The 15,645-nt window shown below is 43.2% G+C and carries 17 protein-coding genes and 1 tRNA gene; 16 read left to right on the forward strand and 2 right to left on the reverse strand.

What is annotated here, in order from left to right; translation table 11 throughout:
- Window positions 1–24: 24 nt before the first annotated feature.
- From CDG61_RS06520 to CDG61_RS06530, 3 genes are all read left to right on the forward strand, one after another.
- Window positions 25–438, forward strand: a complete 414-nt coding sequence (locus tag CDG61_RS06520) for a PaaI family thioesterase (RefSeq protein ID WP_087511304.1) — start codon at window positions 25–27, stop codon at window positions 436–438.
- A gap of 112 nt (window positions 439–550) precedes the next feature.
- Entirely contained in the window at window positions 551–1,519 is a 969-nt protein-coding gene (locus CDG61_RS06525; protein ID WP_087550832.1) for a hypothetical protein, read from the forward strand.
- A 3-nt stretch (window positions 1,520–1,522) separates the two neighbouring features.
- Entirely contained in the window at window positions 1,523–2,395 is an 873-nt protein-coding gene (locus CDG61_RS06530) for a histone deacetylase (protein WP_087550833.1), read from the forward strand.
- 35 nt (window positions 2,396–2,430) lie between these two features.
- On the opposite strand, the gene nadB is transcribed toward CDG61_RS06530, so the two are convergent.
- Window positions 2,431–4,092, reverse strand: coding sequence for an L-aspartate oxidase (gene nadB, locus CDG61_RS06535; protein WP_087550834.1), 1,662 nt, complete (start codon window positions 4,090–4,092; stop codon window positions 2,431–2,433).
- Window positions 4,093–4,320: 228 nt separating this feature from the next.
- On the opposite strand from nadB, the gene CDG61_RS06540 reads away from it, so the two are divergent.
- From CDG61_RS06540 to CDG61_RS06590, 11 genes are all read left to right on the forward strand, one after another.
- Window positions 4,321–5,703, forward strand: a complete 1,383-nt coding sequence (locus CDG61_RS06540; RefSeq protein ID WP_087550835.1) for a Do family serine endopeptidase — start codon at window positions 4,321–4,323, stop codon at window positions 5,701–5,703.
- Between the two features lie 193 nt (window positions 5,704–5,896).
- The gene (locus tag CDG61_RS06545) at window positions 5,897–6,331 is read left to right on the forward strand and encodes an acyl-CoA thioesterase (protein WP_087550836.1); all 435 of its coding nucleotides are present in this window, start codon (window positions 5,897–5,899) and stop codon (window positions 6,329–6,331) included.
- Between the two features lie 287 nt (window positions 6,332–6,618).
- Window positions 6,619–8,436, forward strand: coding sequence for a translation elongation factor 4 (gene lepA / locus CDG61_RS06550; protein ID WP_087511315.1), 1,818 nt, complete (start codon window positions 6,619–6,621; stop codon window positions 8,434–8,436).
- Window positions 8,437–8,459: 23 nt separating this feature from the next.
- Window positions 8,460–9,287, forward strand: coding sequence for a signal peptidase I (gene lepB, locus CDG61_RS06555; protein WP_087550837.1), 828 nt, complete (start codon window positions 8,460–8,462; stop codon window positions 9,285–9,287).
- Between the two features lie 22 nt (window positions 9,288–9,309).
- Entirely contained in the window at window positions 9,310–9,684 is a 375-nt protein-coding gene (locus CDG61_RS06560) for a DUF4845 domain-containing protein (protein WP_087511317.1), read from the forward strand.
- Window positions 9,656–10,348 carry a ribonuclease III gene (rnc, locus tag CDG61_RS06565; protein WP_087550838.1) on the forward strand — a complete coding sequence of 231 codons (693 nt, stop codon included), beginning with the start codon at window positions 9,656–9,658 and terminating at the stop codon, window positions 10,346–10,348. Before CDG61_RS06560 ends, rnc begins: the two co-directional genes overlap by 29 nt.
- 5 nt (window positions 10,349–10,353) lie before the next feature.
- Window positions 10,354–11,385, forward strand: a complete 1,032-nt coding sequence (era, locus tag CDG61_RS06570; protein WP_087511321.1) for a GTPase Era — start codon at window positions 10,354–10,356, stop codon at window positions 11,383–11,385.
- 21 nt (window positions 11,386–11,406) lie between these two features.
- Window positions 11,407–11,592, forward strand: a complete 186-nt coding sequence (locus tag CDG61_RS06575) for an NF038104 family lipoprotein (RefSeq protein ID WP_087550839.1) — start codon at window positions 11,407–11,409, stop codon at window positions 11,590–11,592.
- A gap of 8 nt (window positions 11,593–11,600) precedes the next feature.
- On the forward strand, window positions 11,601–12,308 hold the full coding sequence (recO, locus tag CDG61_RS06580) for a DNA repair protein RecO (protein WP_171405629.1): 708 nt from the start codon (window positions 11,601–11,603) through the stop codon (window positions 12,306–12,308).
- A 13-nt stretch (window positions 12,309–12,321) separates the two neighbouring features.
- Window positions 12,322–13,047, forward strand: coding sequence for a pyridoxine 5'-phosphate synthase (gene pdxJ, locus CDG61_RS06585; RefSeq protein ID WP_087550841.1), 726 nt, complete (start codon window positions 12,322–12,324; stop codon window positions 13,045–13,047).
- Window positions 13,048–13,070: 23 nt separating this feature from the next.
- Window positions 13,071–13,715: a tRNA-(ms[2]io[6]A)-hydroxylase gene (locus CDG61_RS06590; RefSeq protein WP_087511329.1), complete on the forward strand. Its 645-nt coding sequence runs from the start codon at window positions 13,071–13,073 to the stop codon at window positions 13,713–13,715.
- Between the two features lie 207 nt (window positions 13,716–13,922).
- Here the strand turns inward: CDG61_RS06590 and CDG61_RS06595 are convergent.
- Window positions 13,923–13,998 (reverse strand) — tRNA-Asn (locus CDG61_RS06595).
- Window positions 13,999–14,232: 234 nt separating this feature from the next.
- Between CDG61_RS06595 and CDG61_RS06600 the strand changes: the two genes are divergently transcribed.
- Entirely contained in the window at window positions 14,233–14,694 is a 462-nt protein-coding gene (locus CDG61_RS06600) for a hypothetical protein (RefSeq protein ID WP_087550842.1), read from the forward strand.
- Window positions 14,695–14,821: 127 nt separating this feature from the next.
- The gene (locus tag CDG61_RS06605) at window positions 14,822–15,607 is read left to right on the forward strand and encodes an alpha/beta fold hydrolase (RefSeq protein ID WP_087550843.1); all 786 of its coding nucleotides are present in this window, start codon (window positions 14,822–14,824) and stop codon (window positions 15,605–15,607) included.
- Window positions 15,608–15,645 lie beyond the last annotated feature (38 nt).

Here is a 15,645-nt window from a genome sequence, read left to right on the forward strand (position 1 = left end):
ATATGAGCGTAGATAAAAGGATTTATGAAAAGTTCAAAAGATGAAATCAATGCCTTCCTGGAAAAGGAATTTCCACAAAGTTTAAAAAAATGTGAAATTGAATCCGTGTCAGATCGGGAAGCAACGGTTATTTATCATGTGGATGAACATGATCTGAGACCAGGTGGAACAGTTTCAGGACCTTCCATGATGACAGTTGCTGATTATGCTTTGTATATCGCTATTTTGGGTGAAATTGGCATTGTGGGTCTTGCGGTAACAACAAATCTCAGTATTAACTTTTTAAGAAAACCGACAGCCAATCAGGACATCAAGGGCGTATGTACCCTGATGAAAGTTGGTAAGGCTCTGGCAGTGGGTGATGTTTGGCTTTACTCGCTGGGCAGTGATGAACCGATTGCGCATGTGGTTGGGACATATTCCATTCCACCACGCTAGTTTTTTATGCAGTACAGGGCAAAAGCACCTGTGCTGCAAAACCGTATTATAAAATTAAAAAAAATCAGAAAAATGAAGCTTTATTTCTATAAAAAATGACAGGGGTAGGGGAATGACACAGGATCATGAAATTATCAGCCTGTATAAGGCAAAGGGCTTTGCGCTGTCTGCCACACTCACAGATATGCTGAATGAACTGTATATACATCGGACTGAGCGTAGAGGGTGTGGATATACTCAGTCAACCCGGTTGCTTGCAGGCTATATCAATGTTTCCCGAAACGCAGATGATTATTCAGATCTGAAACTTTTCCTGGATTACGACATACGTCCCTTAAAACGGATACTGGAGTTGTCCCGTGTTTCAGGCTTAAGTTTACAGGACTGGCATAACCTGGATATCAATGGCGAGGTTCAGACATTTATTCACAGCACAGGAGACAGTGAGCTGAAAAACCTGTTGCAACAGCAGTCAGATTTTCAGTCTTTGCTCAGGCAGACTGCATCAGAAGTCAGTCTCGAAGAAAGTAAGCTGTTATGTGGTCTGATTCAGGATGTTATTTTACCCAAAACACCACAAAGTTCAGGTCTTGTAGAGCTTAAACCGCTGGAGGAAAAACCGAAAGTCGGTTCTTGCCCAATGGCAGAACAGTTTTTTCTGAAAATTGCACATAGACGGGTATTACGTCAGGGCGAGCTGAATGTATTTGTCGATGCCGAGCAGCGACCTTTACTGCTTGAAAAAATGAATATGGGCGATAATCATTCATGTATCAGTCTGCAACCTCTGTTAATGAATGGCGTACAGTTGCCACCTGGGTCACTGTTTTCAGTGGATTATGACCGTGATCTGATACAGAACAAAATACCGAACAGAGAGTATGCAGGTTTTGTAATGCCATTTTCAGAAATAAGTGGATTCTGGTTTTTGCGTTTTACAACGCTGGTAATTTCACCTGAAAACCGAAAACGTGCGTTTACCACACATTTTGAACAGCAGGTCGCAAACGGACTGTTCAGTCCAGGTGTGACTCAGCTCCAGCAGCTGATAGATGTGGCTCAGGCTCAGATAAGGGGATGAAATATGCTCAATGTCTGTTATTCACCTGACTATTTTGCTCAGACACATACCAACAGTATGGAAAAATTAAAAGCAGTTGCTGATGCACTTAAAAAATCTTCTGTAATTTTATGGAATGAGCCTGAAGCCGTCAGTACCGAACTGCTGTACGTGTTGCATGACCCCGCTTATGTCGATGCTTTTTTAACAGGCTATCCTGAAAAACTTGCCACCTTTGCAGGGTTCAGACCGTGGAATGAACAGCTGAAAAATGCGGTGCTGAAGATCAATGGAGGGCAGCTTCTTGCCGCAGAACTGGCTCTGGAATATGGCATTTCAGGCAATATTGCGCAGGGCTTTCATCATGCACAGTATGAATATGGCGGATCATTCTGTACTTTTAACGGGCTGGCACTGGTGGCTCAGAAATATCCAGATAAACGTATTTTTGTACTGGACTGCGATCAGCATGGAGGAGATGGCACGGCAGAATTTACCCGAAGACTTGAGAATCTTTTTAATTTCAGTATCTATGGGCTTGCATGTGACTGTCCCACTTATGAACGTTCAGAAACCCGACATATTCACCGTGAACAGGGGAATTTTGCACGCTATACCATGGCAATTCATGAAGCGTTCAGAACAGCTTCACTATGGCAGGCTGATCTGATGATTTATCAGGCGGGAATGGACTGTCATCAGGCTGATCCTTTTGGATCGGCATGGTTCAGCTCTGAATTACTGCACAAACGTGATGAAATGGTTTTCAGTCTGGCAAAAAAGCATGATATTCCCATCATGTTTGTTCTTGCAGGGGGCTATCAGCCACTGGACGACCTGGTCCGTCTGCATTTACAGACCTTTGATGCAGCCCTGGATGTCTTTTACGCCGTATAAAAAAAGCCGAATGACAGTGCATCCGGCTTTTTGTTTTAATTCATGCTGTATTCAGCCTGATCGGCATTGACCAGTGGCTGTTCGACTTTAAAGTCAGGTGGGGTCAGTACAGTTTTGCGCAGTTCACCTGAGAGTTCAGGATAGTCCAGGGTGAAGTGCAGCCCTCGGGACTCTTTACGCTGCATGGCACAACGCACAATCATTTCTGAAACAAGGACAAGGTTACGCAGTTCAATCAGGTTTTTGCTGACCTGATAGTCCTGGTAATACTCAGTGATTTCCCGTTTCAGCATTTCTATACGGTGCAGGGCACGTTCCAGACGCTTGGTGGTACGGACAATTCCGACATAGTTCCACATGGTGGCACGCAGCTCATCCCAGTTCTGTAAAATGACGACATCTTCATCCGGATTTGTAACCTGAGTGTCATCCCATGCAGGAACAGCAGGAGACTGATAATCAGCACTGAAATTCTGTTCAATGTGTTGGGCTGCACTCATTCCATAAACAAAGCATTCCAGCAGGGAGTTACTCGCCATCCGGTTCGCACCGTGCAGACCTGTATATGAGGTTTCACCAATCGCATACAGTCCATCAATGTCAGTCTGACTGTTTTCATCGACCATGACACCACCACATGTGTAATGTGCAGCAGGCACAACAGGAATCATGTCTTTGGTAATATCAATGCCAAGTTCGAGCAGGCGTGCATACAGTGTAGGGAAGTGCTCTTTCACAAACTCAGGCGATTTGTGAGTAATGTCCAACCATACATGACGGATGCCGAGACGTTTGATTTCAAAATCAATTGCACGGGCAACGATATCACGTGGTGCAAGCTCAGCACGCTCATCAAAGCGCAGCATGAAACGTTCACCATCAGGAAGTCGCAGATATGCACCTTCACCGCGCATGGCTTCAGTAATCAGAAATGATCTTGCCTGCGGATGATAAAGACAGGTCGGATGGAACTGATTGAACTCCATATTTGCAACACGGCAACCTGCACGGTATGCCATGGCAATACCATCACCGGTTGCAATATCAGGATTGGAGGTATAAAGGTAGGCTTTCATTGCGCCACCACAGGCAAGTGCTGTAGAGGGGGCCAGAAAAGTATGGACTGTTTCAGTTGTTTCATCTAAAGCATAGAGACCAACGGCACGGTTATCCTGTTGCTTAAGTCCCAGTTTATGCGATGTGATCAGATCAATTGCGATGTAATTTTCAAAGATATGAATATTTTTCTTTTCCTGAGCTCTTTGAACCAGGGTTGTTGAAATGGCTTTGCCCGTTGCATCTGCTGAATGAATGATACGGCGCTGAGAATGCCCGCCTTCACGCGTCAGGTGCAGCTGTTCCTGTTCATCTAAAGTGAACTGAACACCATGTTTCAACAGAAAATCGACTGAGGGTTTCCCACCTTCCACTGTATGTTTAACCGCATCAAGCTCACATAGATGTGCCCCTGCAATCATTGTGTCATCAATATGCTGTTCAATGGAATCTGTTTCATCCAGTACAGCGGCAACACCACCCTGAGCGAAGTATGTGCTGGCATCCGTCAGGGTTGACTTCGCAAGAACGGCAATATTGAAATGCTGTGGCAAAGATAATGCCAGACTGAGACCAGCGCCACCACTACCCACAATGATCACATCAAAATGATGAGTTGTGCTTAAATTAGACATGTCCATCAGCTAATTTGAAAAAAGTCCGATAATGACACCCCTTTTTTATAAAAAAGGCAATAGCCAAAAAGCAGTGTATTCATGAGAAAAAGCGAATAAGTCACATTATTTTAATAAAATGTTTAAACGGTTGTTTTGACAGAACATAATCAAACATATTATTACGCAAGATATACCAGGATTGTGATAAAAAAAGATTGTTCAAATTTTAAAACAATTGAGTGAATGCATTAAATGAAAAATCGCTATTTACAACAGGGCTTATATGCAGCGGTATTCACCATGGCTGCGGTACAGACACAGGCTTCCTCGGTGGATTTTTCCAACCTGGTTGAGCAGGTCAGTCCAGCTGTGGTCAGTGTCAATGTTGTGAAAAAAATGACTCAGGAAGAGTTACTGCAGCAACAGGTGCCTGAAATCTTAAGACGCTTTTTTGGAAATCAGGTGATTGTTCCACAGCAGCAGGTCCCACAGGAAAAAACGGGCTACGGCAGTGCATTTTTTATTACTAAAGACGGTTATCTTCTGACCAACCACCACGTTGTTGAAGATGCGTCCAAAGTTACGATTGTACTGAATGACCGCCGTGAAATAGACGCAACTGTTGTAGGTAGTGATGAGCGTACGGATGTTGCACTGCTGAAAGTGAATGGAAATAACTTTCCTGCGCTGACCACAGGTAATGTTGAGCGTCTGCGTGTAGGTGAGCCTGTTCTTGCCATTGGTTCGCCATTCGGTTTTGATTATTCAGCTTCTGCAGGTATTGTCAGTGCGAAAATGCGGAATATGATGGGTGAGACATCAGTGCCATTCATTCAGACCGATGTTGCACTGAACCCAGGTAACTCAGGTGGCCCACTGTTCAACCAGAAAGGTGAAGTGGTGGGTGTGAACTCCCGTATCTTCAGTGGTACAGGCGGTTATATGGGGCTTTCGTTCTCTATCCCGATTGATGTTGCGATGGATGTAGCTGATCAGTTAAAGAAAAACGGTAAAGTCACCCGTTCTTATCTGGGCGTTATGCTTCAGGATATTGACAGAAATCTGGCAGATTCATATAAACTGCCAAAACCTGAAGGTGCGCTGATTACTCAGGTCACACCGGGTTCTCCAGCCGATAAAGCCGGCTTCCGTTCTGGTGATGTTGTTCTGAAATTTAATGGCGCTGCTATTTCCAGAACTTCAGATCTGTTGAACTATCTGAACAGAACTGTACCTAAACAGTCCATTCAGCTTGAAATTTTACGTGACGATAAAGTCCGCTCTATCTCTGCAACCCTTGAAACAGCACCAGATGATACGCCTGCTAAAACAGTCAGTCCTGCAAAAACCAAAGGACCGGTACTGGGCGTTGCAATCCGTAATCTGACTGCTGCTGAACTGAGTCAGCTGGATGTCAAAGGTGGAATCCTGATTCAGGAAGTCAGCCGTGGTGGACTGGCATCTCAGTCTAAAATTCTGTCTGGCGATGTTGTGATTCAGATCAACAACAAAGCAATCAACAATACCAATGAATTTGTCAGCGTTGTTTCTGAGCTGAAAAAGGGCACAGTTGCCAGAGTGACCATAGTGCGTCAGGGGCAGCGTGCCATGCTGGGTATGCGTATTCCTGAGTAAGTGAAACATCAGTAAAAAACCACTCGATTCAGAGTGGTTTTTTATATTTTGCAATTTGCAGTCTGGCTGTAAATGCGTAGACTGCACTTTAAATGGCGGTACTTTTATAAGACTCAGTTCTGACAGAGCGGATCAGCAGGACTTATGGAACACCCCATCATACTGTATGGCGAAATAAAAGAAGTGGAATGAAATGAGTACTGTTTTTGATATGAAGATCACTGTTCAGCCTGAACATATTGATGTACTGGGTCATGTAAATAACGTGGTCTATGTTGGCTGGATGCAGGATGTAGCAACTGCTCATATCAGCGAAACAGGTCTGGGGCTGGAGCAGTATCTGGAAATGAATCATGCCATGGTTGCTGTGGAACATCATGTACAGTACCGTAAGGCAGCTATGCTGGGAGATGAAATCATTCTTCGGACCTGGTTTTATGATATCAATGCGCTGTATTCATTCAGACAGTATGCTTTTTTTAAGGTAGAAGACAAAAGCCTGCTGTTTACCGCAACGACAAAATGGGCATGCGTGGAAATTTCTACAGGAAGAGCAAAACGGATGTCACCGACTTTTATGCAGGCGTATCAGCCACTGAATTCAGATATTGACCCGTTTCAGCTCTAAATTTCCCAATGATTTATAAAGATGCCATGCGGTATCAGAGCATATTAAAAATATGATGGCTTAAAGCGACTGCAATTGCTGTGAAAACAACTCCTGATGCTGTGCTTTGAACGCTTCAGAAGCAGAATGCGGTCACTTTTTTTGCATGGAAGATATTTTCTTGGGTGGATTCATTAATATGAATACATTGAAAATACCATCTGCTATAATCCACGGCAATTTCTTAAATGCTTTTGCTATGTAATGCAGTTTCATACATAGCGCACTTTATTTGTTCAAGGTAGCCCATGGCGCAAGCTAAAAAATCTGTCGATATTAAAAATATCCGAAACTTTTCGATTATTGCTCACATCGACCACGGTAAGTCGACACTTGCTGACCGTTTTATTCAGACCTGTGGTGGTTTACAGGATCGTGAGATGCAAGCTCAGGTTCTCGACTCAATGGAACTGGAACGTGAGCGTGGGATTACCATTAAAGCCACTTCTGTGACTTTATACTACACACATCCAGATGGTCAGGAATATCAGCTGAACTTCATTGATACCCCAGGACACGTGGACTTTTCTTATGAAGTGTCACGTTCTTTAGCGGCGTGTGAAGGCGCTTTATTGGTTGTGGATGCTGCACAGGGTGTGGAAGCACAGTCTGTTGCTAACTGCTATACCGCGATTGAACAGGGTCTGGAAGTTCTTCCAATTTTAAATAAAATTGATTTACCGCAGGCAGAGCCTGAGCGTGTAATTCAGGAAATTGAAGACATTATCGGGATTGAAGCAACTGAAGCGCCGACGTGTTCTGCAAAAACCGGTCTGGGCATTGAAGGTGTATTGGAAACACTGGTCAATGTAATCCCAGCACCTGAAGGTGATCGTGACGCGCCTTTACAGGCACTGATCGTGGACTCGTGGTTTGATAACTACTTAGGCGTTGTGTCTTTAGTACGTGTGAAACAGGGGCGCGTGCGTAAAGGCGATAAAATGCTGGTCAAATCAACAGGTCAGACGCACATCATTACTTCTGTGGGTATTTTTAATCCAAAACATACTGAAACCGGCATGCTTGAAGCGGGCGAAGTTGGCTTTGTGATTGCAGGGATTAAAGACATTTTTGGTGCGCCAGTGGGTGATACCATTACCTTATCCACTACGCCAGAAGTTGAAACATTACCTGGTTTTAAAAAGGTTAAACCGCAGGTTTATGCTGGTTTGTTCCCAATTGATGCCAGTGATTTTGAACCATTCCGTGAAGCGTTGCATAAACTGCAAATTAACGATTCGGCATTGTTCTTTGAACCTGAAAGTTCTGATGCGCTCGGTTTTGGTTTCCGTTGTGGCTTCCTGGGTATGCTGCACATGGAAATCGTACAGGAGCGTTTAGAGCGTGAGTACGATCTTGACCTGATCAGTTCTGCTCCAACCGTAATTTATGAAGCATTCATGAAAAACGGTGAGACGAAATATATTGATAGCCCGTCAAAAATGCCTGATGGTTCGACAGTTGAAGACTTACGTGAACCAATTGCTGAATGTCACATTCTTGTTCCTCAGGAATACCTGGGTAATGTCATGACATTGTGTGTAGAGCGCCGTGGTGTGCAGAAAGACATGAAGTTTATGGCAAATCAGGTTTCTATTACCTTTGAAATTCCAATGGCTGAAGTAGTCATGGATTTCTTTGATAAGCTGAAATCCTGTTCGCGTGGTTTTGCATCACTGGATTACAATTTTGTACGTTTTGAGAGTTCATCTTTAGTTAAGGTTGACGTGTTAATCAATGGCGATAAAGTTGATGCTTTAGCCATGATCTGCCACCGTCAGGATGCCCGTCATCGTGGTATTGCGCTTGTTGAAAAAATGAAAGACCTGATTCCTCGTCAGATGTTTGACGTCGCGATTCAGGCTGCCATTGGTGCGCAGGTGATCGCACGTTCAACTGTAAAAGCGATGCGTAAAAACGTACTGGCGAAGTGTTATGGTGGTGACGTTTCACGTAAGAAGAAACTGTTGGCGAAACAAAAAGAAGGTAAGAAGCGCATGAAGCAGGTGGGTAGTGTTGAAATCCCACAGGAAGCGTTCCTTGCTGTATTGAAAGTAGACAGATAAAAAAACTGGAGGGCTCATAGCTCATGGATTTTGATTTTAATTTAATCCTCGTACCCGTCACACTGGTATTTTTTCTGGTGTGGTTGCTGGATAAGTTTGTTTTTAAACAAAGACAGACCAAAGGCAGAGGAAATGAAAATTTTATCATTACCTGGGCATATGACTTCTGGCCAGTACTGGCTGTTGTATTAGTGTTGCGTTCTTTTTTATATGAACCGTTCAACATCCCTTCAGATTCAATGGTTCCAACCCTTGAAACCGGGGATTTTATTCTGGTCAATAAGTTTGACTATGGTGTCCGCTTACCGATTATCAATAAAAAAATTATTGATGTGGGTGAGCCGGAGCGTGGTGAGGTGATCGTATTCCGTTATCCACCACAACCAACCATCAGTTATATCAAGCGTGTGGTTGGTTTACCTGGGGATCACATTGTTTATGATCATGGTCAGTTAAGTATCAATGGTCAGAAAGTGCCAAAAGTACCTGTTCAGTTCAGTCGTGAAAAAGACAGTCAGGATACACCGACTTCTATTTATCATAAGGAAACACTGGGTAAGCATACTTTTACCATGCGTGAGCTGGAAGGTATGAATATTGCCCGTCAGGCGCCATTTATCAATTATGTTGAAAATGGTAAATACTCAACTGAAAATGGTTTATACTGGGAAGTGACCGTTCCGAAAGGGCACTATTTTGCGATGGGGGATAATCGTGATCAAAGTGCTGACAGTCGTTTCTGGGGATTTGTTCCTGAAGAAAATCTGACTGGTCGTGCGTTCTATGTATGGATGCACAAGGAACCTGGATTCCGGATACCATCATTCGGTCGTAACGGAAAAATTGATTAATAGCGAATCAGGAAAATAATAAATGCGTCAACATCAAAAAGGTGCATCGTATATTGCTATTTTAATTGCAATTATTGGTTTTGCGTTTCTTGCAAAAATCGCAATTGCAGTTTGGGGACCATATTGGGATGATCGAGTGGTGGATACTCAGATTACAGAGCTTATGCAAAGTAGTCCGAAAAATATCGCTCCTTCTAAGTTTGTAGGTCAGATGAGTCAGCGTCTGGATATGAACAATGTCCGCGATCTTAAATTCGAGGAAATTGCTCAGGTCACAAATGTTGAGGGCTTACAGGTTAAAAAAGCATATGAAATAAGAAAACCTTTCTTATTGAATATTGATTTAGTGTTAAAGTTCGAGAAAAGTTTTGATCAAAGCTCACTCCCGGCTAAGTGATGTTCGCTTGGCAAGTCGTATCGGTTATCAGTTCAAACAGCCTGAATTATTGCAGCTTGCGCTGACACACCGATCGGTGAGCCATAAATACAATTATGAACGTCTGGAATTTCTGGGTGACTCATTGTTGGGCATGATTATTGCCAACCATCTTTATCATGCATATCCGCATGAAAATGAAGGACGTTTAACGCGAATGCGTGCAACGTTAGTCCGTCAGGAAGCATTGGGTAAAATTGCCAATGACCTGAAACTCAGTCAGAATCTGATTCTGAGTACAGGTGAACTGAAGTCTGGCGGACATCACCGTGAATCCATCCTGGCTGATACCGTTGAGGCAATCATTGGTGCTATTTTTGTCGATTGTGAAGACCTCACGGTTTTAAGACCAATCGTGTTAAAATGGTACGAGCCTTATTTGGACAATATGGAACCAACTGACCAGCTGAAAGATCCAAAATCGCGTCTACAGGAATATTTGCAGGCGCGTAAAAAACCTCTTCCAGTTTATGAAGTGGTGGATATTCAGGGCGATGCTCCAAACCAGCATTTCAAAGTTGAATGTGCGGTTGAGGGGATGCCGGTCTTTAAAGGTGAAGGTTTAAGTCGTAGATTTGCTGAACAGGCAGCTGCGGCAGATATTTTAAAATTACTGGAGCAGTAATCTGCATGACCACAAATTCCGATCACAACGATGCTGATCACGAGCCACAGACAAACAGTGGCAATGACTTAATTAATCAATTCTTCAGTTCACAGGGAACAGAAATTCCTGCGGACTATAAAAGTGGTTTTGTTGCAATTGTAGGTCGTCCAAATGTCGGCAAATCGACACTGATGAACCACCTGCTGGGACAGAAGTTATCCATCACTTCACGTAAGCCACAAACGACCCGCCATAAAATTGTGGGAATTGACAGTCGTGAAACATCCCAGGCTGTATTTGTGGATACCCCGGGTATGCACAAAAAAGAAGTGCGTGCCATCAATAAAATGATGAACAAAGCGGCACATTCGGCGTTACGTGATGTCAACCTGGTTCTGTTTGTACTTGATGCAGACAAGTGGACACAGAATGATGAACTGGTATTGGAAAAGCTGAAAAATGCAGAGATGCCAGTGATTCTTGTGATCAATAAAATTGATACACTGGAAAATAAAAATCATGCTTTGCCATTGATTCAGGAACGCGCAAAATTAATGAATTTTGCTGAAATTGTTCCTGTATCTGCTTTACGTGGTGCAAATCTGGATCATTTACGCAATACCATTGAAAAGTATCTGCCATTCCAGCCACCGCTGTATTCACTTGATCAGGTCACTGACCGCTCAGAAAGATTCCTGGCTTCTGAAATTATCCGTGAAAAAATCATGCGTCAGTTGGGTGAAGAATTACCTTATGACCTGACCGTGCAGATTGAATCGTTTAAAACTGAAGAAGCGACAATCAACGAAAAAACGGGTCGCCCTAAAGCAGCCTGTACGTATATTGATGCCACCATCTTTGTTGACCGTCCTGGACAGAAAGCAATTGTGATTGGTGAAAAGGGTGCTAAGCTGAAAAAAATCGGTATGGATGCCCGTGTTGATATGGAAAAAATGTTTGAACAGAAAATTATGCTGACACTCTGGGTGAAAGTGAAAGGTGGCTGGTCTGATGACGAGCGTGCTTTGAAAAGCCTTGGGTACAGCGATATCTGATGATCTGAAACAGGAGCGGAAATGATTAAAGTTCTGGCTGTAATTGCGTGTGTCATGTTTTTACAGGGCTGCATTCATAAAATTGTGACCGTTCCTGTTAAAGTTGCCTATAAAACAACGAAAGGTGTGGTGAAAGGTACTGCTGCTGTCGTTGGGGCTGTCATTCCAGATGGGGATGACGAAGACAAAGATCAGAAAAAGGATTGATTATCTGAATCATGCGCAATGAAATTCTGCATGGTTATCTGATCCATCATCGTAAATACCGTGAACGCAGTCATATTGTACATCTGTTTACTCAGGAATATGGTCGTGTTGACGGTATTTTGCGTCAGACACCTCCTCCTCAGTATCAGCCAGTTTGTGTGCAGGCTTCAGGAAAGTCTGAGCTGAAAAATTTCAGTCAGCTGGAAATTGTGAATCAGCCTGTATTTTTCTTTGGTGATGCTTTTTTTTCAGGCTTTTATCTGAATGAAATTGTGCTGAGATTATGTCCTGCTGAAGTAGAAATGCCGCAGACTTTTCTCCAGTATGCTGCAACATTGTCTGATCTGCAGCGGATGTCTGAACAGGAAAATCCAGCTTTATTTCTCCGGCAGATTCTAAGAAAGTTTGAACATGAGCTGCTTGCAGAACTTGGGTTCTATCTGGACTTTGCTTCGGATACTGCTCAGCAGGAAATAGATCCTGCTCAGTATTATGTATTTCAGATGGATGAGGGATTCATTCCTGTTATTCAGCAAAACCGATCTGCTTTTTCGGGAGCATTGATTCTGTCCATGCTTAAATATGAAAAGGGTACTGATTTCAATCAGGAACAGTTACAATTATTGTCCCGACTGTACAGACAGATGATCAGCTCCTTACTGGGTGATCGTCCACTGAAAAGTCGGCAATTATGGATTCAGAATACTCAATCTTAATCAGGAAATTGTTATGGCTGCTTTACTGGGTGTAAATATTGATCATGTTGCAACATTGCGTCAGGCGCGCGGGACTGCTTATCCAGATCCTGTAAATGCAGCATTGATCTGTGAACAGGCAGGTGCTGAAGGCATCACTTTGCATTTACGTGAAGACCGTCGTCATATTCAGGATGATGATGTACGCCGTATGCGCCCATTGCTGAAAACACGTATGAATCTGGAAATAGCGGTTACAGCTGAAATGATTGAGTTTGCAAAAGAAATCAAACCGCATCATGTCTGCTTTGTTCCAGAAAAACGCCAGGAAATTACCACTGAAGGTGGTCTCGATGTGGTTGGGCATTTTGAAGATGTCAAAGCGGCGACTCAGGCGCTGACAGCGATTGGCTGTGATGTATCGTTGTTTATTGATGCTGATATTGCTCAGATTGATGCTGCGGTTGCGTGTGGCGCACCTACGATTGAACTGCACACTGGTGCATATGCGGATGCTGAAACAGCAGAAGCACAGCAGCATGAACTTGAGCGCATTATCCAGGGAGCTGAATATGCTGCATCCAAAGGGCTTGTGGTGAATGCAGGTCACGGGCTGAATCTGGAAAATGTGACGCCAGTGGCTCAGATCAAACAGATCCACGAGTTAAACATTGGTCATTCTATTATTGCAGATGCTGTTTTTGTGGGGCTTGCTCAGGCAGTTCAGCAAATGAAAGCAGCTATTCAGGCTGCACGTTAATTTTTTAATTTTGTTTTTAGATTATGTCTACGATTGATTATGATGAGCTGATGAAACCTGTCAAAGGTTTCCTTGGTTGTGAAACTCCCCAGGCGTGGCTTGATGAAGCGTTGAAGAATCTTGATATTCTGATGCAGGATCATGCCAACTGTGAGAAAAAAGCAGCAGGTACAGCAATGAACCTGATGTTCAGATACAGCTTTTTTACTGATCTGCAGGTTAAACTGGCGCAACTGGTGCGTGAAGAAATGCTGCATTATGAGCAGGTTCTTGAATTTATGACCAAACGTGGTCAGGAATGGAAAGGGCTGAGTGCAGGGCGTTATGCAGGTGGTTTACGTAAGGAAATCCGTACCTATGAACCTGAAGCGCTGATTGATGTGCTGGTAATCGGTGCATTTGTGGAGGCGCGTTCCTGTGAACGTTTTTACGCCCTTGCTCCTGTGGTTGATGATGAACTGGGACGTTATTACCGTTATCTGCTGAAGTCTGAATCACGGCACTATGAGGATTATCTGGCTTTGGCACTTGATGTTGCTAAAACAGCAAAACTCAAAAATCCTGAAGAAGATATCCAGCAGCGGATTGAACATATCCGTGAAGTTGAAAAAAATCTGATTCAAAGCCCTGATGAGACTTTCCGTTTTCACAGCGGTGTGCCTGTTTAAGTTGTTCTTGTATTTTAAAAGGCTGAATATCAATTCAGCCTTTTTTATTGGATGTTTTCAGGAGGCGGGATGTACTTGTGCTGATTGTAATTCATCAGTCAGCAAATACCGCATTGATGTGATTTATCTTATTTTTCAGATACTGATGACATGATAAATTTCAGGCATAAAAAAGCCCACTTCGTTATGAGTGGGCTTTTTAAAATCTGGCTCTCCAACCTGGGCTCGAACCAGGGACCTGCGGATTAACAGTCCGTCGCTCTACCGACTGAGCTATTGGAGAATCTGCATGCGATTATAAGCAGATTTTGTGAGGGGTCAAGTTAAAAGTGTCATCAGGGCTTCATTTTTGTTGCATATGCTTTTTATTTGAGCAGGAATGGTGAAATTGTTAAAAAAACTTGCACAGTCCTGTCAGGCTTGTTAGATTTAATTCATAAAGAGTGTCTGAGTAACTTCAGACGGTGTGGATTTAAACCAACTTGCCAGCACTAAATGGCTAAACAGGAGAAAGCGAATGAATGCGCTGACTATTTCGTCTATTATTAAAAATCTTCATATTTATCAATCCCAGTATCTTGAAATCATTGCAACTTCAGAGTGGTATTTTACACCTGTTGAAGATGCGTATATCCATTTATGGCCTTTGAAAAAGCAACAGTTGTTTCTTGGTGATCTGCTTCAGTTATGGTTTTCCAGAAAGTGGTGTCTGAATGTTCCTGAAATTCACTTTTTTGAAGCAGTCCATCAACAGGATTATCTTACCGGGTTTTCAAAACAGGATGGACTGCTGTTTAAAATCACAGGTAATCTTCTTACGGGAGAGGGATGTGCCGATGCATGGCAGGATCAGCAGCTGATATCAGAATCTCATTCATTTATATTCAGAACGCTATGTGAATATAAAGCTTTGAAACGACCTGAAGTATCTGTTCAGCATGGCCTATTTAAAACTGAAAAACTTCAGCATATCAGATAGTCTCTTTTTATTTTCTGCAGTCAGTTTGACAGCGTGAACCTGCGGTACAGAAAGTCAGCTTGAAACAGAGCAGACAACTGATTAAGCTGGTTTGAGCTTTTAAATTTATTGCAGGGAATACATCGGCATGGATATGTCAGTTACAGATTTTCAGATTCCTTTTCAGTCAGGTCAGTTGTTTGCCAGGAGATGGCAGGTTACAGATCTGACTACAGTTCCGATTGTATTAATGCATGATTCACTTGGCTGTGTAGCATTATGGCGTGATTTTCCAGAACAGCTTGCACAGGTAACGGGTAGAAATGTAGTGGCTTATGACCGTTATGGCTTTGGGCGTTCAAGTGCCTGCCAGGAGCTATTACGAACCGACTTTGTAAGGACTGAAGCGTCTGAAGCATTTCATGCGGTTTGTCAGTTTTTTGAAATTGAAAAATTTATTGTCATGGGGCATAGCGTTGGTGGTGGAATGTCTGTCTGCTGTGCGGCACAGTATCCAGATCGCTGTATGGCTTTAGTGACGATGTCAGCGCAGGCTTTTGTAGAAGACAGAACACGTAAAGGCATTATTCTGGCAAATGAAGCATTTCAGGATCAGCAACAGTTCTCCAGACTGGAAAAATACCATGGCGGACAAGCTCAGTGGGTACTGAGTGCATGGGTGGATACCTGGTTGTCTGAGCCGTTTGCAGAGTGGACCATAGATACTGAGTTACAGCAGGTTCAATGTCCCGCTTTAGTCATACATGGGGAGCATGATGAGTATGGTTCACTGCTGCACCCACAAAGATATGCAGAGCTGATCCCGGTTCAGACTGAAATGCGGATAGTTGAAGGGGCATTTCATATGCCGCATAAAGAAAAAACAGCAGAAGTTCTTCAGTATATACAGCAATTTTTAAACGGTATTGCTTAGTTTTTCTGGGGGAAAAGGGAAGTATTATCCTTCCCTTT

This window comes from Acinetobacter sp. WCHAc010052, assembly GCF_002165295.2.
In the GTDB taxonomy this organism is placed as follows: domain Bacteria; phylum Pseudomonadota; class Gammaproteobacteria; order Pseudomonadales; family Moraxellaceae; genus Acinetobacter; species Acinetobacter chinensis.

Excerpts from the sequence above, each read along its gene's own strand:
- CDG61_RS06530 (WP_087550833.1), top strand. The coding sequence starts at position 1,523 with ATGCTCAATGTCTGTTATTCACCTGACTATTTTGCTCAGACACATACC.
- nadB (WP_087550834.1), bottom strand. The coding sequence starts at position 4,092 with ATGGACATGTCTAATTTAAGCACAACTCATCATTTTGATGTGATCATT.
- CDG61_RS06605 (WP_087550843.1), top strand. The coding sequence starts at position 14,822 with ATGGATATGTCAGTTACAGATTTTCAGATTCCTTTTCAGTCAGGTCAG.
- era (WP_087511321.1), top strand. The coding sequence starts at position 10,354 with ATGACCACAAATTCCGATCACAACGATGCTGATCACGAGCCACAGACA.
- lepA (WP_087511315.1), top strand. The coding sequence starts at position 6,619 with ATGGCGCAAGCTAAAAAATCTGTCGATATTAAAAATATCCGAAACTTT.
- CDG61_RS06575 (WP_087550839.1), top strand. The coding sequence starts at position 11,407 with ATGATTAAAGTTCTGGCTGTAATTGCGTGTGTCATGTTTTTACAGGGC.
- CDG61_RS06590 (WP_087511329.1), top strand. The coding sequence starts at position 13,071 with ATGTCTACGATTGATTATGATGAGCTGATGAAACCTGTCAAAGGTTTC.
- CDG61_RS06600 (WP_087550842.1), top strand. The coding sequence starts at position 14,233 with ATGAATGCGCTGACTATTTCGTCTATTATTAAAAATCTTCATATTTAT.
- lepB (WP_087550837.1), top strand. The coding sequence starts at position 8,460 with ATGGATTTTGATTTTAATTTAATCCTCGTACCCGTCACACTGGTATTT.
- CDG61_RS06540 (WP_087550835.1), top strand. The coding sequence starts at position 4,321 with ATGAAAAATCGCTATTTACAACAGGGCTTATATGCAGCGGTATTCACC.
- CDG61_RS06520 (WP_087511304.1), top strand. The coding sequence starts at position 25 with ATGAAAAGTTCAAAAGATGAAATCAATGCCTTCCTGGAAAAGGAATTT.
- CDG61_RS06545 (WP_087550836.1), top strand. The coding sequence starts at position 5,897 with ATGAGTACTGTTTTTGATATGAAGATCACTGTTCAGCCTGAACATATT.
- pdxJ (WP_087550841.1), top strand. The coding sequence starts at position 12,322 with ATGGCTGCTTTACTGGGTGTAAATATTGATCATGTTGCAACATTGCGT.
- CDG61_RS06525 (WP_087550832.1), top strand. The coding sequence starts at position 551 with ATGACACAGGATCATGAAATTATCAGCCTGTATAAGGCAAAGGGCTTT.
- CDG61_RS06560 (WP_087511317.1), top strand. The coding sequence starts at position 9,310 with ATGCGTCAACATCAAAAAGGTGCATCGTATATTGCTATTTTAATTGCA.